Below are 19,238 nucleotides of genomic sequence, written 5' to 3' on the forward strand. Positions count from 1 at the left end.
TTTAGTTAACTATCTCAAATATTCACAAACTTTCTCTATATCATGATGGAATACTCTATCTTGTGTGATTGAAGGTACGATTGATCTTAATTCTTCGTATTTTGCTTTTGTCTTCGGTGATAGTTTGTCTACACCTTTTATTTCTACTGCTTGCAACGCGATAATACATTCTATAGAAATAACTCTTCGTACGTTCTGTATAATTTGATATGCATGTCTTGCGCCAATTGTTCCCATTGATACATGGTCTTCTTGGTTTGCAGAAGATGGGATTGAATCCACGCTTGCTGGATGTGCTAATGTCTTATTCTCTGATACGAGTGATGCTGCTGCATATTGCATGATCATTGCACCGCTTTGTAAGCCTGGTTCTGGACTTAAGAATGCTGGTAATCCGCCATTGAGTTGTGGATTAACTAATCTTTCAAGTCTTCTTTCTGATACATTCGCTAATTCAGCGACACCAATTTTTAAGAAATCTACGGCAAATGCTATTGGTTGTCCGTGGAAGTTACCACCTGAGATTACGAGTGTTTCGTCATCGTTATCAAATATTAATGGATTATCATTTGCTGCGTTCATTTCTAATTCTAATTTTTCTTTTACATAATTTAATACTTGGAAGCTTGCGCCGTGTATTTGCGGTATACATCTCAATGTATATGCATCTTGTACGCGTACTTCACCTTGTCTAGTCGTTAATTTAGAACCTTCTAACCAATTTCTCATACGCTCTGCTACTTCAACTTGTTCATTAAAGTTTCTAACGATATGCACATGCTCATCATATGCGTCTACGATACCGTTCAGTGCTTGATGTGTTAATGCAGCAATCCATTCTGCGTGATATGCAATATTTTCAGCTTCAATATATGCAATTACACCTTGAGATGTCATCGCTTGTGTACCGTTTATAAGGGCTAATCCTTCTTTCGCTTGTAACGAATGTGGTTCCAATCCTACTTCGTGTAAGACTTCTTTCGCATTTCTTGTTTCACCTTTATAATGGACGTCTCCTTCACCAATTAACGCTAAAGCTAAGTGAGATAATGGTGCTAAATCTCCTGAAGCACCTAACGATCCTTGCTCAGGTATGACAGGAATGATTCTTCTATTAATAAATTCTACTAATAACGAAACAAGTTTTTCTGTTACACCTGAATGGCCTTTTAACATTGTATTTAACCTTAAGACCATCATGATTAATGACACATTATCTGGAAAAGGTTTACCCGTACCACATGAATGAGAACGGATTAAATTGACTTGTAAATCATTATATTTTTCTTTTTCTATTAATACATCACTAAATAATCCGAAACCTGTCGTAATACCATAAATCGTTTCTTTATTTTTAATGATTTTTTCTACTGTTTCTCGACTTTTTCTGACATTAACTAACGCTTCTTCCGAAATAGATATTTGACCATCTTCTTTCAAGAATTGTTTAATGTCTTGAATTGTTAAATCTTTACCATTCAATACTAAGTTCACTGAAAACACTCCTTTTTAGGACACAAAAAAATACAACAAATCAAAATTTGTTGCACCTTTCTTATATCTAATATCTAGTAGGTGTTTCTATGTCTTATATATGATTGATACCTAACCCAATTGTTTCATGTTCTTTACCTTTTATAGGCGCTCCGATTGTACCGTACAAACTCACAGCTATCCACTCACCTTCTGCTTTATCTTGGTAAGGATAACCTCTAACTATTGAAAACTTTAAGCCAACCGTTCGCATAATTTCACCAATAGATAATTCACCTCTTGTAATACCATTCACCGCTTCTAAAATCGCATGGTATAACGCGTGTGTTTCTCTATACTGACTTTCCGAAATAATCCCTTGTCTTCTAGCCGCTGTTTCAACAGATGCGATGATTTTATTTAATGACATTGTGCCAATTTTACCTACAATAAATTGCATATCATGACATTGAGGCATTAATTGCTTTGCCGTTTGCTCATCTGTGATCGTTAATAACGTAGCGTACTTCCCAATTGATATTTGTTCAGTCATGTGAAAGCTCCTATCTCATCTAATAACTAATGTCTATATTTATATTAAGTATACGCTTTCAGAAATTTTCTGACAATACTTTTTAGCACATCCATAGCTCAGTGATTGATTAATATATTAGCCTGTTAAAGTAATTTATTTGTTACGTTTTGGAAAATTCTCTGTTCAATTTCAACTTTAAGTGGCATAATAAATCGTACAATTATTTGAAGGTGGGTTAATATGAAGACTATTTCATCTGTCACAATTCCAAAAAGAGAACAAGAATCTCATAAAGGGGATTATGGTAGGATATTATTAATCGGAGGTAACGCTAATTTAGGTGGCGCAATTATTTTAGCAGCAAGGGCATGTGTATTTAGTGGTAGTGGACTTATAACTGTTTCTACACATTCATCCAATTTTGCTGCATTACATTCAAGATGTCCTGAAGCAATGGTTTCAGATATCACGGATTTAAAAAAGCTTTCTAAATTAATTGAGCAATCGGATTGTATTTTAATAGGTCCAGGTCTCGGTTTAGATTTTAAAGGGAATAACACATTAACATTTCTATTCCAAAATATTCAGCCACACCAAACATTAATTATTGATGGAGATGCTATTACGATTTTAAGTAAGTTAAAGCATACTTTACCTGAATGTGAGATTATCTTTACACCTCACCAAAAAGAATGGGAAAGACTGAGTAATATCCCGATTGAAGAACAAACTTATGAAAACAATAAAGAAGCGGTTGATGCGTTAAATGCAACTGTCGTATTGAAAAAACATGGTACTGAATTATTCTTTAAAGATCATGAATATAAATTATCTATCGGTACACCCGCTATGGCAACAGGTGGAATGGGAGATACGTTAGCAGGCATGATCACAAGTTTCGTTGGACAATTTGATTTAGAAGAAGCGGTTATTAACGCAACGTATATTCACAGTTATATTGGTGAAAAGCTTTCTAAAGATATGTATATCGTACCACCATCCAAACTTATAGATGAAATTCCATATGCTATGAAATCATTCGAAGCTTAAATATTCAAAATAAAAAAGCATATCACGCTACTGATGTTCATCAATAAGTTCGTGATATGCTTCTTTTTATATATTATTCTTCGTCATTATCTTGTTCTTCGATGTCTTCATTTACACGTTCCATGAAGTCTTCTCTTAAATCTTCTTTACCTTCTTGAGCGTCAGTTTCAACAGCTTCAGTTTCTGTTGTTTCTTCTAACACTCCTTCAACAGGTGATTCTGCAATTTCATCTTCGTCTGGTTCAACTTTAGCTACTGTTGCAACATGTTGATTTTCACCTAAACGGATTAATCTTACACCTTGAGCACTTCTACCATTTTGAGAGATATCTGCTACGTGTAATCTAATGATGACACCTGAATTTGTAACAATCATCAAGTCTTCGTCACCGTTGACCGTTGTGATACAAACAAGGTTACCATTCTTCTCAGTTAGAGTGGCAGTCTTAATACCTTTACCACCTCTATTAGAGATACGATATTGATCAGCTGACGTACGTTTACCATAACCTTTTTCAGTTACGATAAGTATTTCATCTTGTTGATCTTCATCTGTAACATCTAATCCGATAACTTCATCATCTTCTCTTAATGTAATACCTTTCACACCCGCTGCTGTTCTTCCTAATGGGCGTAATTTAGATTCATCAAAGCGTATTAATGATGCATGTTTCGTACCAATAATGATTTCTTTCGTACCATCCGTAAGTCTAACCGCAATAAGCTCGTCGCCTTCTTTAAAGTTGATCGCGATTTTACCATTTTTGTTAATACGTGAGAAATTAGATAATTTAGAACGTTTAACTGTACCATGTTTAGTAGCAAAGACTAAGTAATCTTCTTCACTTGATAAGTCCTTAACAGCTATCATCGTACTAATCATTTCATCTTTTTCAATTTCTAAAGCATTAACGATTGGCAAGCCTTTAGATTGTCTAGACATTTCAGGAATTTCGTAACCTTTAAGTTTGTAGACACGACCTTTATTCGTAAAGAATAAGACATTATCATGTGTACTTAATGTTACGAGTTGGCTAACAAAGTCATCTTCTATCGTATTCATACCTTGTACACCACGTCCACCTCTATTTTGTGAACGATATGTAGATACTGGTAATCGTTTAATATAGTTGTTATGACTTAATGAAATAACGATTTGTTCTTCTGGGATTAAGTCTTCATCTTCAATTTGATCAAGACCTGCTGCCGTAATTTCTGTACGACGCTCATCACCATATTTATCTCTTATTTCAGTAATTTCTTCTCGAATGATTTCTAGTAATTTTTCTTCATCACGTAAAATCTCTTTTAATTCTTCAATAAGTTTAAGTAAATCTTGATATTCTTTTTCGATTTTGTCGCGTTCTAAACCAGTTAAACGACGTAAACGCATATCTAAAATCGCTTGTGCTTGTCTTTCAGAAAGGTTGAAACGATTTTGTAAACCTTCCATCGCTTCTGAGTCACTTTGTGATTCACGAATTAATGTAATGATTTCATCGATATGATCTAATGCGATTCTTAAACCTTCTAGAATATGCGCTCTATCTTGAGCTTTTTTCAAGTTATATTTCGTACGTCTTGTTACGACATCTTTTTGGTGTTCTAAATAATGATATAGAACTGCACGTAAGCCTAATAATTTAGGTTTACCATCAACTAATGCAATCATATTCACACCAAATGATGTTTGTAATGGTGTTTGTTTGTATAGGTTGTTAAGAATAACATTAGCATTCGCATCTTTTCTGACTTCTATAACAATACGTACACCGACTTTTAAGCTTGTTTCATCTCTTAAGTCTGTAATACCTTCAATTTTCTTATCACGTGCTAATTCAGCAATTTTCTCGATTAATCTTGCTTTATTAACTTGGTAAGGTATTTCAGAAATGACGATACGTTCTTTACCATTTTTCATAACTTCGATTTCAGAACGTGCTCTCATTAAGATTGATCCACGACCAGTTTCGTATGCACGTCTAATGCCACTTCTACCCATAATTAAACCAGCTGTTGGGAAGTCAGGACCATGAACGATATCCATTAACTCATTTGTCGTAATTTCTGGGTTATGACTAAGCGCTAATACGCCGTCTATAACTTCATTCAAGTTATGAGGTGGAATATTTGTTGCCATACCAACTGCGATACCTGATGTACCATTCACCAATAAATTAGGGAATCTTGCAGGTAAGACTACCGGCTCTCTTTCGTTACCATCGTAGTTGTCTTGGAAATCAATCGTATCTTTATTGATATCTCTTAATAATTCACTTGTAATTTTAGCCATACGTGCTTCTGTATAACGCATTGCAGCAGCACCATCACCATCCATAGAACCAAAGTTCCCTTGGCCATCTACTAATGGATATCTATAACTAAAGTCTTGTGCCATACGTACCATTGCTTCATAAATAGATGAGTCACCGTGAGGGTGATATTTACCCATTACGTCACCAACAATACGTGCAGACTTCTTGTAAGGTTTGTCTGAAGTCATACCTTGATCATTCATACCATATAAAATACGTCTATGAACTGGTTTTAAACCGTCTCTAACATCGGGTAATGCACGAGATACAATTACACTCATTGCATAGTCTAAGAATGATTCTTTCATTTCTTTACTGATGTTACGTTCACTAACTCTTGATTGTGGTATTTCAGCCATTAATCATATCCTCCTTAAATCGTAAATGATGCTTTATATATCTAACGTTGCGTATTCGGCATTTTCTTCAATAAATTGACGACGAAACTCAACAACATCTCCCATAAGCATTTCAAAAGTTTCGTCAGCTTCTATCGCATCTGTTAGTGTTACTTGAAGCATTGAACGATGTTCAGGATTCATTGTTGTTTCCCACAATTGATCAGCATTCATCTCTCCAAGACCTTTATAACGTGCTATAGACAATTTCGGTGTTGAGCTAAGTTCTTCTTTTAATTTATCTAATTCTCTATCGTTAAATACATAATATTTTTTCTTACCTTGTTCTACTTTGTATAAAGGTGGTTGTGCAATGTATACATAACCCGCTTCAATAAGTGGTCTCATAAATCTATAGAAGAATGTTAATAATAACGTTCTAATATGTGCACCATCGACATCGGCATCTGTCATGATCACTAATTTATGATATCTCGCTTTACTAATATCAAACTCTCCACCAATACCTGTTCCTAGACCTGTAATCATGGCACGAATTTCGTTATTACCTAAAATTCTATCTAAACGTGCTTTTTCTACGTTTAAAATCTTACCACGTAATGGTAGAATCGCTTGTGTCTTAGAGTCACGACCTAATTTAGCAGACCCCCCGGCAGAGTCACCCTCAACGATGTATAATTCACATTCTTCAGGTTTCTTACTTGAACAATCTGCAAGTTTACCAGGTAAGCTTGATACTTCTAATGCTGATTTACGTCTTGTAACTTCTCTCGCTTTTTTAGCGGCAAGACGTGCTCTAGAAGCCATCACACCTTTATCTACAATAATTCTTGCAACGTTTGGATTCTCTAATAAGAATCGTTCAAAGAGTTCAGAGAATAATTTATCAACGATTTGACGTACTTCTGAGTTACCTAATTTAGTCTTTGTTTGACCTTCGAATTGAGGATCACCGTGTTTAACAGATACAACAGCTGTCATACCTTCACGTACGTCTTCACCAGATAGCTTTTCTTCGCCTTCTTTAAGAAGCTTGTTCTTAATACCATAGCTGTTAATAACACGCGTTAATGCACGTTTAAATCCATCCTCATGCGTACCACCTTCATAAGTATGAATGTTGTTCGCATAAGTTAATAAATTCGTCGCAAAACCATTGTTATATTGAATGGCAATCTCAACTTCTACGTCATCTTTAGTATCGTGAATATAAATTGGCTCATCATATAGTACTTCTTTAGATTTATTTAACATTTCAACATAAGATTTAATACCGCCTTCATAGTGGTATGAATCTTCTTGAATGTTTTCGTCATCTCTTTCATCTCTCAATGAAATTTGGATACCTTTATTTAAGAATGCTAATTCACGAATACGTTTTTGTAATGTTTCATAGTCATATTCAGTTGTTTCAGTAAAGATTTTACCGTCAGCTTTAAAGCGTATTGTTGTACCTGTATGATCTGTGTCACCAATGACTTTCAAATCAAATGCTGGTACACCTCTTTCATACGCTTGATGATAAATTTTATTGTTAAGGTGAACGTAAACTTCTAAATTAGAAGATAGCGCATTTACGACAGATGAACCTACACCATGTAAACCACCAGATACTTTGTATCCGCCACCGCCAAATTTACCACCGGCATGAAGTACTGTTAAGATAACTTCTACAGCAGGACGTCCCATTTTCTCTTGAATATCAACAGGTATACCTCTACCGTTATCTGTTACTTTAATCCAATTGTCCTTTTCTATTACAAGTTCAACATGATCTGCATATCCAGCTAATGCTTCATCGATACTGTTATCTACAATTTCCCAAACGAGATGATGTAATCCTCTTACAGATGTAGAACCTATATACATACCAGGGCGTTTACGGACTGCCTCTAAACCTTCTAATACTTGTATCTGATCTGCACCATAACTTGAAGCGTTATTTTGTTCTGACACGTATTTCCACCTTCACTTTCATCTACTCAATAATATTGCCTTTAGATACGTTAAATACCTTGGCATCTTTCATAATCTCATGCTCTATTCCATCAACAGATGTTGTTGTTACAAACGTTTGTACCTTCTCTTGAATTGTACTTAATAAATGGGTTTGGCGATTATCATCAAGTTCACTTAGCACATCGTCTAACAGTAGAATTGGATATTCACCAACAACTTGATTAATCAACTCAATCTCAGCAAGCTTTATAGATAATGCTGTCGTACGTTGCTGTCCTTGAGAACCATAAGTTTGTACATTCATATCATTAACATGAAAACTAATGTCGTCTCTATGCGGTCCAAAGCGTGCACTTCCACGTTCAATCTCTTTATCCATTGAATCATTAAGCAACGAACAAAAAGCCTCTTTCAGTTCAGTTACATCTTGATATGTTTCTGATAGTTTAATATTCGGCTCATATTGAACCTTTAAACTTTCTTTTTCGCTCGTAATGCCTTGATGAATCACTTCGGCAATCTTTTCTAATTCACGAATAAAGTGAGCACGTTTCAAAGTCACATTGGCTGCCGCTTCTGAAAATTGCTCATTGAATACTTCTAACATCGTTCGATCTTTCATTTTCCCAATTTGTAATTGTTTGAGGTAATGATTTTTTTGTTTAAGTAATCTTTGATAATTAGATAAATGATTTAAATAGACCGCAGACATCTGACCGAGTTCCATATCAATAAAACGTCGTCTGATTTGCGGGCTACCTTTTACAATATTTAAATCTTCTGGTGCGAACAACACCACATTTAAGTGACCAATATACTGCGTTAATCGGCTCTGTTCTAGATGATTAACTCTCGCCTTTTTGCCTTTTTTCGTAATGATTAAAGAAATAGGCATTGAGCCATGGCGATAACTTAGTTCACCTTCTATTTTACCATACTCTTCACCAAACTGTATGAGTTCTTTATCATTCGAAGTCCTATGACTTTTAGCCAGTGCTAAAGTATAGATAGATTCTAATAAATTCGTCTTACCTTGCGCGTTCTCACCAATTAATATATTAACATTGGAATTAAAATCAAGTGTACATTTATCATAATTTCTATAATGAGTTAAAGTAAGTTTCTGTAATATCATAATCTATTCACTGAGATGGTTAATACGAAATTGACCTTCAGAAGGAATTTCGACTAAATCACCATCATGTAATTTTTTGCCACGACGAGTTTCACGTTCACCATTTATTAATACTTCTTCATCTTGGAGGAACCATTTAGCCTGACCACCCGTTCCAATGACGCCTTCATTTTTTAGGAATTGACCTAAAGTAATATCGTCTTTTACTGAGATATCTTGTACCACTATCTTCACTCCAATCTTAATTAGTCATCTCTATATTATACCTTTTTTTCACCAAAAAATCATGCTTTTACGCACAATTCATTTTAAGATAAATTAATCTTCAAAATATTTATATTCTAAGTGAAAAATTAAGTCCGGAACTTAAACATTATTTTCATAATAAAATCAAAAAAGTATAGCTAACAAGTATAATGAGATACTATTGTGCTCGTTAGTTACACTTTCCACAACTTTTGTTACTATGGCGTACTATCCTTACACTTTCACACAAAAAAGCTGAGACAATGATCTTTGTCTCAGCTTTTCGAATATTATATTGCTTTATCTTTCTTTGTAAAAATTAAAATCAAACTGATTAACAGGAATGCTGTTCCTGCTAAAAATGGAATTGTGATGAATCCAAATACATTGATATATTCTGATGAACATGGAACACCTTGTGTACATGGTTTGATTTCAGCAAACCCTGGTACTTTTTGCTCTAAGTAATGCCATGTCGATATCAATAGTCCGATGATTGATAACGGTAGTGCTATTTTTTTAACATTAAAATCATTTTGGAATGAGCCTATTCCGAGTATTAACACGAGTGGATACATACAGATTCTTTGATACCAGCACATTGTACATGGGACAAATTGTCGTATCTCACTAAAGTATAAACTACCTAACATAGCTACTAAAGCTATTACCCAGGAAATAAATAGTGCATATTGTTGCTTCAAATATATCACCTATTTTTATTTATTTTTCTTTTCTATCGCTTGATTGATTGCTTTAGAAACTTTGTCGTAATCCATTGGATCTGATAATACTTTACCATCTACCACAATTGTAGGTGTAACATCTACATCATATTTATTTGTTAAATCTGAATCATTTTTCATTTGTTTATAAGACTCTGAATTTCTATCTTTCACTAATTTCATGATTTGATCTTTTTTAGATTTATCAATATCTAATCCATCTACTGCTTTTTGGACTACTTTAAGATCTAACCATTCGTCGTCTGTTTCTGCATTATGGTCATCTGGTTGAGCTTCAAATAATGCTCTGTGGAAATCCCAATATGCATCAGGTGCGATTTTATAAACAGCATGTGCTGATGCACCACCAATTTCAGATCCTTCACCGTGGAATGGTGCGTTCACAAATCTATATTCCACTTTGTCTTTATCGATATAATCTTTTTCAATTTGATCCATGTAATTCGTTTCAAATGCTTTACATGCTGGACATTTAAAATCTCCAAATTCAACTATTTGAACTTTAGCTTTGTCTTTTTTATGTGTTGGATTATCTTTTGTATCTTTTGATAAGTCTGTGGCTTTAACAGTTCTATCAAATAGACTATCTTCTTTGTTGTCACTTCCGCTTCCACCAAACACAACAAGCAATACGATACCTACGACAACAACAAGTATTGCTATCATTAAAAACATAATATTACTGTTACTATTTTTATTCGCCATATTAATCCCTCAATCTCTTTTGTTGATAATATAAATTTTATACTATCACTTAAAGAAATTCTATATCATTCACTAAAAATTCATTAAGGTTTTGTGACAAAATGATGATTAATATTTTCGTAAAAATTATTTAGTAATATTTAATGCATTTTTTAAATTTTTGATAACGCCTTTTTCATAAGTGAGCACGCTACCACGATACGTTTTCGCTGCAAACACCAGTAGAATGATACATGTAACGACTGAAATGACAATTCCTAAAAGTAAATGCCATTCAGGTGTTGATTCTGATGTAGTTCTTAATAACATGACCATTGGCGATAACATCGGAATGAAGCTTGTCACTTTTACAAGCATCGTATCTGGGTTTGAAATACTAAATATCGCAATATAGAATGCTGCTAATGAAATAAATGTAACTGGCATCATAGATTGTGCAAGATCTTCTATACGGCTCGTTAATGCCCCTAGAATAGCCGCTAATGAAATATAGGATACAACACCCAAAATTAAGTAAACTGCGCCATAAATAATGATTCTCGTCGTCTCAGGGCCATACTCAACGCCAGCTGACTCAAATAATCCTTTCAAATCAAATGCGAATATACTAATTACAATTGCCAGTATGATAAAGAATATTTGTGTAAATGCAACTGCGATAATTGCGAGAATTTTCGCTGACACATGAATCGACGGTTTAACACTTGTAACAATCATTTCAATCACACGTGTTGTTTTTTCAGTCGCAATTTCTGAACCAATTTGGTTAGCGTAATTGATTGTGATAAAGAACGATAAGAAAATGATGATGTAAACAACTGCTGAGTTTAATGCTTGAACTTTCGGATTAACATCACTAGATTGTTTTTCATCATTCGATTTAATTTCTTCTGTCTTCACATCACTTGGTGTATTTAATGTTTTTAAATCTTTTTCTGATAAATTTAATTTTTGAGCTGTTAATGATGATTGCATTTGGCTAAGCGTTGATTGTAAGGTCATTTTCTCACTTTCACTGACATTGCCTTTTTCATAAATTGTGCCATTTACTTTTTCACCGTTCACGTTTACTTGAATTAAACGTTTATACTTTTCGTCTTTAACACCTTTTTTACCTTTTTCGAGTGAAACTTTTTCTACTTTTTCAATATCGTCGTTTTGTTTATATTGCTTTTCTAATACTTTATAGATCATATCGTTATCTGTTTGTATCGCGACAACTTTACTATCGTTATCAAAGAAATCAATAATTTTGTCGATATTACTTAATGCAAAGATTAAAATCATAAAAATTGCAGTCATGATGATAAATGATTTACTTTTCACTTTTTGCATATACGTTAAATTAAATGTCGGCCAGAATTTATTCATGCTTATCACCTACCTTAGCTATAAAGATATCGTTTAGAGATGGTTCTGCAACTTGGAATCGTTTGAGGTAACCTAACTTCGTCACATTTTGATAAATATTTTCTGCATATTTTTCATCAGAAATTGTGATTTTAACGCCTTTTTTAGTCGTTTTAAATGCTTCTACACCTTCAAAGTCTTTTAAGAATCCTAAATCGTAGTCGCCTTCGATAAATACATCTTTCTTACCAAAGTCGTCTTTAACTTGATCAAGAGAACCAGCAACGACTGCTTTACCTTTATTCATAATGCAAATATAGTCACAAAGTTCTTCTACGTGTTCCATTCTATGCGAGCTGAATATAATCGTTGTGCCTTGTTCTTTTAAATCTTTAACAGCAGCTTTAAGCAATTCAACATTGACTGGATCAAGTCCACTGAATGGTTCATCAAGAATTAATAATTCGGGTTTATGAATGATTGCTGCAATCAGTTGAACTTTTTGTTGATTACCTTTCGATAATGCTTCGATCTTTTTTTCTTTATTTTCGAATGCATCAAATCGTTTTAACCAATAATCTAATGCTTCTGAAATATCTTTTCTTTTCATGCCTTTTAGCTCAGCTAAATATTGCACTTGCTCCCAAACTTTTAATTTTGGATGTAAGCCTCTTTCTTCAGGTAAATAACCAATCGTATTCGTCATATTATAGTCAATTGGCTTATCGTTAAACGTCACAACACCTGTTGTCTTTGGTAATAAACCTAAAATCATACGAAATGTTGTTGTTTTACCTGCACCATTTCCACCTAAAAATCCATACATCGTACCTTTAGGAACTTCCAAATTAACATCATGTACTGCCGTAAAGTCATTGAATTTCTTGGAAACATCTTTAATTAGTAATGTCATAATGTTTACTCCTTTTCTTTGGATTCTAATTCTGAAATATCTATATTCTCGTCTTCTTCAAAAATAAATAATTCATCAATAGATACTTCGAACACTTGAGAAAGCTTATGTGCTAATACTAACGTGGGATTGAATTTGTAACGCTCAATAGAATTGATAGTTTGTCTAGACACTTTAACCAATCGAGAGAGTTCACTTTGCGTCATGTTTTTCTGTGTACGATATTCATAAACTTTGTTTTTCAATTCATCACTTCCTGTCAAGTTAACTTTACATTATATGAATTTTTACACTATGTCAAGTAAACTTGACACAAAAAAAGCTGAGACCCAAATCGGGTCCCAGCCATTACATGCTGATTAATATGTTCTGATCGGTAAGATAAGTTGTACGACTGTTTCGTCGTCTTTAGGTTTAAGAATAAATGGTCTCATTGTACCAAAGAATTCTACTTGTACTTCATCGTTGTCGATAGCTTTTAATGCATCCATCATGTATTTAGAGTTGAATGAGATTTTTAATGACTCACCTTCAACATTGTCTGTAGATACATCTTCTTTAACTGTACCGATTTCTGGTGAAGTAGATGATAATTCAACTTTATCAACATCCGTAGATAATTTAATGACGTTGTTACCACCTTCACGTGCTAATAATGATGCACGGTCTATTGCATGATAGAACTCACTGTTATCTAAGATGATTTTAGTTTCATAGTTCTCTGGGAATAATCTTGTTGTATCTGGATAGTTCCCTTCAAGTAATCTTGAAATAAAGTTAATGTGACCAACTTTAAATAATACTTGGTTACTTGCAAAGAAGATATTGATGTCTTCTTCAGAATCAGAAACGATTTTGTTTAATTCAGATAAAGCTTTACCTGGAATAATCACATTTTTATCATCGATTTCTTCGTCTTCTAATTTTAATTTTCTTAATGCAAGTCTGTGTGAATCTGTTGCAGTACAGATCAGTTCATTGTTTTGAATAAGCCAGTTAACACCTGTTAATACAGGACGTGTTTCTGACGTGGACACTGCAAAGTTCGTTTGTGCGATAATGTTCTTTAATACTTTGATTGGTAATTTAATGGCATCGTCTTCAGATACTTGTGGTAATAATGGATATTGATCTGGATCTAAACCACTTACGTTAAATTCAGAATGTCCTGATGTGATAAGTGTTTTAAATTGATCATTCGTTGATAAATTAACGGTTTTACCTGGTAATTTTTTAACGATATCTACAAAGAAACGTCCTGGAAGTACTACAGAACCTTTTTCTTCAATATCTACAATTTTTTCACCATCAATATTTTGATTTATTGTTATTTCTATCGATATTTCAGAGTCTGATCCTGTTAAGATGATGCCTTTATCTGTCGCATCTATCTTGATTCCTGTAAGTATCGGTAATGTAGTTCTTGGTGAAATAGCTTTTAATGTATCATTCAATTGATTAAGAAAGTAATCTCGTTGAATTGTAAATTTCATAACTTATAAAACTCCTTCCAGTCGTTATATATTTAATTATATATCTTTTAAAATCATAGTAATAGTCATAGGGGCTGTGGATTGGTGGATAACTCGCTTTAAATAGCGATATAAAAGTTATTCACATGTTGATAAACTGTGTATGACTGTGCACAACTTATCCACATTATCCACGGATTTGTTTTTCTAGTTGTTCTAAATCATTTTTGAGTTCTGGATTATTTTCTAAATCTTTTTTAATTTTATCATGTGCATGGATGACAGTTGTATGATCTCGTCCACCAAATTCTTCACCAATTTTAGGTAATGAAAAATCAGTAAGTTCTCTTGATAGATACATAGCGATTTGTCTCGGATATGCAATTGATTTTGTACGTTTCTTAGCAGCAAAGTCTTCGATTCTAACGTTATACATTTTACTAACGGCTTGTTGAATGTCTTGAATCGTGATTTTAGTTGATCTTGGTGATGAAATAATATCTTTAAGCGCTTCTGCTACTAAATCTGTGTTGATCGGTTTATTTCTAAGTTTGGAGTATGCTAATACTCTTGTTAAAGCACCTTCTAATTCACGTATATTGGATTGAATAGAATTAGCGATATAAGTTAAAGCTTCAACAGGTATATCTAAATTTTCTTCTTCGATTTTCTTTTGTAAAATAGCCATTCTCGTCTCAAAGTCAGGAGGCGTAATATCTACTATTAATCCCCATTCGAAACGTGTTCTTAAACGATCTTCTAAAGTTGGAATTTCTTTAGGCGGACGGTCACTTGAGATGACAATTTGCTTTTTATTTTGATGTAAATCATTAAAAGTATGGAAGAATTCTTCTTGCGTTTGTTCTTTCTTTTGAATGAATTGAATGTCATCTATTAAGAGCACATCGATGTTTCGATACTTGTCTCTAAAGCTTTCCGTATCGTTCATACGTATAGACTTAATAAATTCATTTGTGAATTTTTCGCTTGATGTATATAGAACGTTCGCATTTGGATTTTGTTCAAGCACATAATGACCAATTGCATGCATTAAATGTGTCTTTCCTAAACCTACGCCTCCATATATGAAAAGCGGATTATAAGCATTGGCTGGTTCTTCAGCTACTGCAAGTGAAGCAGCATGCGGGAACTGGTTACCAGGCCCAATAACGAATGTATCAAAAGTGTTATTACTGTTCAGCTGACTATTTGTAACTTCTTCATATGCTTCAGTTTCTTTAGGTTTTTCTGGCTGTTCAGTGAAATCTTCACTTTGTAAATCTTCTTCTGATATAAATTTAACTTGAACTTTGTCTCCAATCACTTCATAGATAAAGTTTGTGACGTGTTCATGATATTTATTGGTTAACCACTCAGCAACAAAAGGACTTTGTGCAACAACTATTGCGCGCTTACTATCAATTTGATGTAAGTATGTCCCTTTGAACCATGTATTATAACCAGCAGAAGCGATTTGATCTTCAGCAATAGATAACACTTGCTCCCAAATTTCTTCTTTTGAATTCATAAAAGTCCTCTTTCTCATTTAAATTTATTGAGTTATACACATAAAATAAGATTGTTGATAAAGAAAATCACAGGCTGTGAATTATTATCCACAACTTACACACAAACGGTGGATAACTACACTTTATAATTCTCTTGTCCACAATCTTTACACGTAAATATTTATGAAATAATCACAGTAATATCAATGCTTTGTATAACTTATCCACACAATTATACTTTTAAACAAATCGAGTTGTCAAATACCTGTGAATATGTGCAGTTTGGTGAGATTATTTTGTGAATAAGAATAAATCTTAATCAATTTATCCACAAAAAGTTGGTTATGCATTGTGAATAAGTGGATAACTTAATAAATAGAAGTTGTAAATTTCTTCTTGATTTTTAAAATCTGATTTGTTATAGTTTAGTAGTTATTGAAATTGTGACAAATCACACGTATGGTATAAATAATTTTGAAACTAATCTTCTGATATATATAAATGAATATCATACAAATGATAATCTAATGTAGAATTAGATGTTAAGAATAATTAATGGAGGTGTTCTTAAATGGTAAAACGTACGTATCAACCAAATAAACGTAAACATAGTAAAGTACACGGTTTCCGTGCACGTATGAGTTCTAAAAACGGCCGTAAAGTATTAGCTCGCCGTCGTCGTAAAGGTAGAAAAGTATTATCAGCTTAAGATCACTGAAGAGCAGTGGTCTTTTTTTTGTTTTAATTGAAGGAATTGTTTTGTATAATAAACAATAATTAAGTGATGTATTGTGGAGTGGATGTTTGTGGAAAAGGCTTATCGAATAAAGAAAAATAATGATTTTCAAAGAATTTATAAAAAAGGTAAGTCAGTCGCTAATAGACAATTTGTTATTTACACAGCTGAAAATGATCTTGATCACTTTAGATTAGGTATAAGTGTTTCAAAGAAAATGGGTAATGCTGTTACAAGAAATAGAATTAAAAGGTCCATTAGAGAATGTTTTAAGAATCATAAAGAAAATATTATTCCTAAAGACATCATTGTTATCGCTCGAAACCAAGCTGTTGATTTAAAAGTCATTGAAACACAGAAGAGTCTAGAGCATGTATTGAAGATTGCTAAAGTTTTTAATAAACGTATTCCCTAAGTATTGATATATTACTAGGAGGTTGCAGCATGCTTAAATCGCGCTATGAAGGACAATCAGTAGAACAAGCACTACAACAAGGTTTAGAAGATTTAAATGTTCAAGAACAACAAGTAAGAATTGATGTTATTAATGAAGGTAAAAAAGGTATTTTTGGATTTATGAAACAAGATGCACAAATTGAACTAACTGTAATCGATCCAGAACTTAAACAGTTTGAATCAATTGAAGCATTAAAAAATCGTCACGCGTCGGTCGAAGAGGATAATAGCCCAATAACAGATGAAGTGACACATCAAGAAGACACAATAATAGAAGAAAAAGATATTCAGTCAGAAACAGGTATACGTGAAGATCGCAATCAGAAAAAAGATTCATTAAATGAAGTGGCACAAAACACTTTAGATTATGTACTTAATATCATAAGAGAAATGAATATTGATGTAGATGGTTCATATGAGATTAAGTCTAATACAATTTATATTAATATGACTTCCAACAATGCTGCTTATATAATAGGTAAGCGTGGTCAAATTTTGAACGCCTTACAAATAGTAGGTCAAAATTATATGCATCAATTTGTTAAAGGTTATTATACGCTTATATTAGATATCGAATCGTATCGAGAAAAGCGTAAAGAAACGTTAGAGAAGTTGGCACTTAATATGGCTAAGAAAGCAACTCAAACAAAGAGACCAGTTAAATTGGAACCTATGCCAAACTTTGAACGTAAAATTATGCATCAAGCAGTCAGTAAAATTGAAAATATCGAAACATACTCTGAAGGAAGAGAACCACATCGATATTTAGTCATTAAGAATAAATAAAAATAGTCGGAGTGAGTCATCTCGCTCCGCATTTTTTCGAACAATATATTCGAAAAATATTACAAAACCATTTACAATCAATAGAATAGTTATTAATGGTGGAGGAGAATATCATGGATTTAGATACAATTACAAGTATCTCAACGCCTATGGGTGAAGGTGCAATAGCAATCGTACGATTAAGTGGTCCGGATGCCTTAAATATTGCTAATCGTATATATAAAGGTAAGAAACAAATTACTGAAGTGGCATCACATACAATTAATTATGGTCATATTATTGATCCTGAGACTGATGAAGTCGTAGAAGAAGTTATGGTAGCTGTCATGAAAGCGCCTAAGACTTTTACGAGAGAAGACATCGTTGAAATAAATTGTCATGGTGGTTTAGTAACGGTTAATCGCGTACTTGAGTTAACGTTATCTAACGGTGCTAGAATGGCAGAACCAGGTGAGTTTACGAAACGAGCATTCTTACACGGACGTATTGACTTGTCTCAAGCAGAAGCGGTTATGGATTTCATCCGTTCTAAGACGGAACGCGCATCGAAGGTAGCCTTAGGTCAGATGGAAGGACGTCTAAGCAGTCTTATTAAAGGCTTAAGACAGTCTATATTAGAAATACTCGCTCAAGTAGAAGTGAATATTGATTATCCTGAATACGATGATGTAGAAGAAGCGACGACTAAATTCTTATTAAAAGAATCAAGGCATATTGAAAATGAAATCGATCAGTTATTAAGAACTGGCCAGCAAGGTAAAATTATGCGAGAAGGTCTATCAACAGTCATTGTTGGGAAACCGAACGTAGGTAAAAGTTCTATGCTTAACAACTTGATTCAAGATAATAAAGCGATTGTTACTGAAGTAGCTGGTACAACAAGAGATGTATTAGAAGAATACGTCAATGTTCGTGGCGTACCATTAAGATTAGTGGATACTGCAGGTATTCGTGAAACAGAAGACATCGTAGAAAAAATAGGTGTAGAAAGATCGAGAAAAGCTTTATCAGAAGCGGATTTGATTTTATTTGTTCTTAATTATAATGAAGCATTAACGGAAAATGACTATCAACTATTTGATGTCATTAAAGATGAAGATGTGATTGTGATTATTAACAAAATGGACTTAGAACAGAAGTTAGATATTGATGAATTAAAAGCAATGATAGGTGACCATCCTTTAGTTCAAACTTCTATGGTTGAACAACAAGGTATCGAAGAACTTGAACAGAAGATTTCAGAGTTATTCTTTGGTGGACAAGTACAAGCACAAGATATGACATATGTCTCAAATTCAAGACATATTGCATTATTAAAAGACGCTAAGACATCTATAAATGATGCAATTCAATCTGCTGAAGACGGTGTACCTATAGATATCGTACAAATAGATTTAATCAAAACTTGGGAATTGCTCGGTGAAGTAATTGGTGAAGAAGCAAGTGATTCACTAATTGACCAACTGTTTAGTCAATTCTGTCTCGGAAAATAAA

18 protein-coding genes are annotated in these 19,238 nt (G+C 33.4%); 5 read left to right on the forward strand and 13 right to left on the reverse strand.

Going from position 1 to position 19,238, the window contains the following annotated elements; all coding sequences use genetic code 11:
• Positions 1 to 9: 9 nt before the first annotated feature.
• Both hutH and hutP read right to left on the reverse strand, forming a co-directional pair.
• The gene (hutH, locus tag LQ673_RS11725) at positions 10 to 1,494 is read right to left on the reverse strand and encodes a histidine ammonia-lyase (protein ID WP_037589485.1); all 1,485 of its coding nucleotides are present in this window, start codon (positions 1,492 to 1,494) and stop codon (positions 10 to 12) included.
• A gap of 94 nt (positions 1,495 to 1,588) precedes the next feature.
• On the reverse strand, positions 1,589 to 2,026 hold the full coding sequence (hutP, locus tag LQ673_RS11730; RefSeq protein ID WP_037589484.1) for a hut operon transcriptional regulator HutP: 438 nt from the start codon (positions 2,024 to 2,026) through the stop codon (positions 1,589 to 1,591).
• Positions 2,027 to 2,248: 222 nt separating this feature from the next.
• On the opposite strand from hutP, the gene LQ673_RS11735 reads away from it, so the two are divergent.
• Positions 2,249 to 3,058 (forward strand): NAD(P)H-hydrate dehydratase, encoded by an 810-nt coding sequence (locus LQ673_RS11735; RefSeq protein ID WP_025906240.1) that lies wholly within the window; start codon positions 2,249 to 2,251, stop codon positions 3,056 to 3,058.
• 73 nt (positions 3,059 to 3,131) lie between these two features.
• On the opposite strand, the gene gyrA is transcribed toward LQ673_RS11735, so the two are convergent.
• The 11 genes from gyrA to dnaA all read right to left on the reverse strand — a co-directional run bounded on the left by gyrA (position 3,132) and on the right by dnaA (position 15,786).
• Positions 3,132 to 5,732, reverse strand: coding sequence for a DNA gyrase subunit A (gene gyrA, locus LQ673_RS11740; protein WP_126476375.1), 2,601 nt, complete (start codon positions 5,730 to 5,732; stop codon positions 3,132 to 3,134).
• A gap of 33 nt (positions 5,733 to 5,765) precedes the next feature.
• Positions 5,766 to 7,688: a DNA topoisomerase (ATP-hydrolyzing) subunit B gene (gene gyrB / locus LQ673_RS11745; protein WP_239745060.1), complete on the reverse strand. Its 1,923-nt coding sequence runs from the start codon at positions 7,686 to 7,688 to the stop codon at positions 5,766 to 5,768.
• 22 nt (positions 7,689 to 7,710) lie between these two features.
• Complete coding sequence (gene recF, locus LQ673_RS11750; RefSeq protein ID WP_037589481.1) at positions 7,711 to 8,826, reverse strand: DNA replication/repair protein RecF; 1,116 nt, start codon at positions 8,824 to 8,826, stop codon at positions 7,711 to 7,713.
• Between the two features lie 3 nt (positions 8,827 to 8,829).
• Positions 8,830 to 9,060, reverse strand: a complete 231-nt coding sequence (gene yaaA / locus LQ673_RS11755) for a S4 domain-containing protein YaaA (protein ID WP_269750679.1) — start codon at positions 9,058 to 9,060, stop codon at positions 8,830 to 8,832.
• Positions 9,061 to 9,362: 302 nt separating this feature from the next.
• Complete coding sequence (locus LQ673_RS11760) at positions 9,363 to 9,776, reverse strand: disulfide oxidoreductase (RefSeq protein ID WP_025906234.1); 414 nt, start codon at positions 9,774 to 9,776, stop codon at positions 9,363 to 9,365.
• 15 nt (positions 9,777 to 9,791) lie between these two features.
• Entirely contained in the window at positions 9,792 to 10,523 is a 732-nt protein-coding gene (locus LQ673_RS11765) for a DsbA family protein (protein ID WP_239705805.1), read from the reverse strand.
• 126 nt (positions 10,524 to 10,649) lie between these two features.
• Positions 10,650 to 11,894, reverse strand: coding sequence for an ABC transporter permease (locus LQ673_RS11770; RefSeq protein ID WP_126476372.1), 1,245 nt, complete (start codon positions 11,892 to 11,894; stop codon positions 10,650 to 10,652).
• The gene (locus LQ673_RS11775) at positions 11,887 to 12,786 is read right to left on the reverse strand and encodes an ABC transporter ATP-binding protein (RefSeq protein ID WP_126476371.1); all 900 of its coding nucleotides are present in this window, start codon (positions 12,784 to 12,786) and stop codon (positions 11,887 to 11,889) included. Before LQ673_RS11775 ends, LQ673_RS11770 begins: the two co-directional genes overlap by 8 nt.
• A gap of 5 nt (positions 12,787 to 12,791) precedes the next feature.
• A complete protein-coding gene (locus LQ673_RS11780; protein WP_025906228.1) occupies positions 12,792 to 13,031 on the reverse strand; it encodes a helix-turn-helix transcriptional regulator in 240 nt (79 codons plus the stop codon).
• A 114-nt stretch (positions 13,032 to 13,145) separates the two neighbouring features.
• On the reverse strand, positions 13,146 to 14,279 hold the full coding sequence (dnaN, locus tag LQ673_RS11785; RefSeq protein ID WP_037589476.1) for a DNA polymerase III subunit beta: 1,134 nt from the start codon (positions 14,277 to 14,279) through the stop codon (positions 13,146 to 13,148).
• Positions 14,280 to 14,445: 166 nt separating this feature from the next.
• Positions 14,446 to 15,786: a chromosomal replication initiator protein DnaA gene (dnaA, locus tag LQ673_RS11790; protein WP_037589475.1), complete on the reverse strand. Its 1,341-nt coding sequence runs from the start codon at positions 15,784 to 15,786 to the stop codon at positions 14,446 to 14,448.
• 551 nt (positions 15,787 to 16,337) lie between these two features.
• Here dnaA and rpmH point away from each other — a divergent pair.
• The 4 genes from rpmH (at position 16,338) to mnmE (ending at position 19,237) form a co-directional block, all read left to right on the forward strand.
• Positions 16,338 to 16,475 (forward strand): 50S ribosomal protein L34, encoded by a 138-nt coding sequence (gene rpmH, locus LQ673_RS11795; RefSeq protein ID WP_016999186.1) that lies wholly within the window; start codon positions 16,338 to 16,340, stop codon positions 16,473 to 16,475.
• 97 nt (positions 16,476 to 16,572) lie between these two features.
• Entirely contained in the window at positions 16,573 to 16,917 is a 345-nt protein-coding gene (rnpA, locus tag LQ673_RS11800) for a ribonuclease P protein component (protein WP_025906220.1), read from the forward strand.
• A gap of 29 nt (positions 16,918 to 16,946) precedes the next feature.
• Positions 16,947 to 17,744, forward strand: a complete 798-nt coding sequence (gene jag, locus LQ673_RS11805; protein WP_037589473.1) for an RNA-binding cell elongation regulator Jag/EloR — start codon at positions 16,947 to 16,949, stop codon at positions 17,742 to 17,744.
• 113 nt (positions 17,745 to 17,857) lie between these two features.
• Positions 17,858 to 19,237 (forward strand): tRNA uridine-5-carboxymethylaminomethyl(34) synthesis GTPase MnmE, encoded by a 1,380-nt coding sequence (gene mnmE / locus LQ673_RS11810; protein ID WP_025906217.1) that lies wholly within the window; start codon positions 17,858 to 17,860, stop codon positions 19,235 to 19,237.
• Position 19,238 lies beyond the last annotated feature (1 nt).

This window comes from Mammaliicoccus sp. O-M54 (assembly GCF_022386035.1).
Taxonomy (GTDB): domain Bacteria; phylum Bacillota; class Bacilli; order Staphylococcales; family Staphylococcaceae; genus Mammaliicoccus; species Mammaliicoccus sciuri_A.

What these genes read in the sequence shown, in the direction of transcription:
- LQ673_RS11735 (WP_025906240.1), top strand. Translation starts at nt 2,249, where the DNA reads ATGAAGACTATTTCATCTGTCACAATTCCAAAAAGAGAACAAGAATCT.
- jag (WP_037589473.1), top strand. Translation starts at nt 16,947, where the DNA reads ATGCTTAAATCGCGCTATGAAGGACAATCAGTAGAACAAGCACTACAA.
- recF (WP_037589481.1), bottom strand. Translation starts at nt 8,826, where the DNA reads ATGATATTACAGAAACTTACTTTAACTCATTATAGAAATTATGATAAA.
- mnmE (WP_025906217.1), top strand. Translation starts at nt 17,858, where the DNA reads ATGGATTTAGATACAATTACAAGTATCTCAACGCCTATGGGTGAAGGT.
- LQ673_RS11765 (WP_239705805.1), bottom strand. Translation starts at nt 10,523, where the DNA reads ATGGCGAATAAAAATAGTAACAGTAATATTATGTTTTTAATGATAGCA.
- dnaN (WP_037589476.1), bottom strand. Translation starts at nt 14,279, where the DNA reads ATGAAATTTACAATTCAACGAGATTACTTTCTTAATCAATTGAATGAT.
- gyrA (WP_126476375.1), bottom strand. Translation starts at nt 5,732, where the DNA reads ATGGCTGAAATACCACAATCAAGAGTTAGTGAACGTAACATCAGTAAA.
- LQ673_RS11775 (WP_126476371.1), bottom strand. Translation starts at nt 12,786, where the DNA reads ATGACATTACTAATTAAAGATGTTTCCAAGAAATTCAATGACTTTACG.
- dnaA (WP_037589475.1), bottom strand. Translation starts at nt 15,786, where the DNA reads ATGAATTCAAAAGAAGAAATTTGGGAGCAAGTGTTATCTATTGCTGAA.
- hutP (WP_037589484.1), bottom strand. Translation starts at nt 2,026, where the DNA reads ATGACTGAACAAATATCAATTGGGAAGTACGCTACGTTATTAACGATC.
- rpmH (WP_016999186.1), top strand. Translation starts at nt 16,338, where the DNA reads ATGGTAAAACGTACGTATCAACCAAATAAACGTAAACATAGTAAAGTA.
- LQ673_RS11770 (WP_126476372.1), bottom strand. Translation starts at nt 11,894, where the DNA reads ATGAATAAATTCTGGCCGACATTTAATTTAACGTATATGCAAAAAGTG.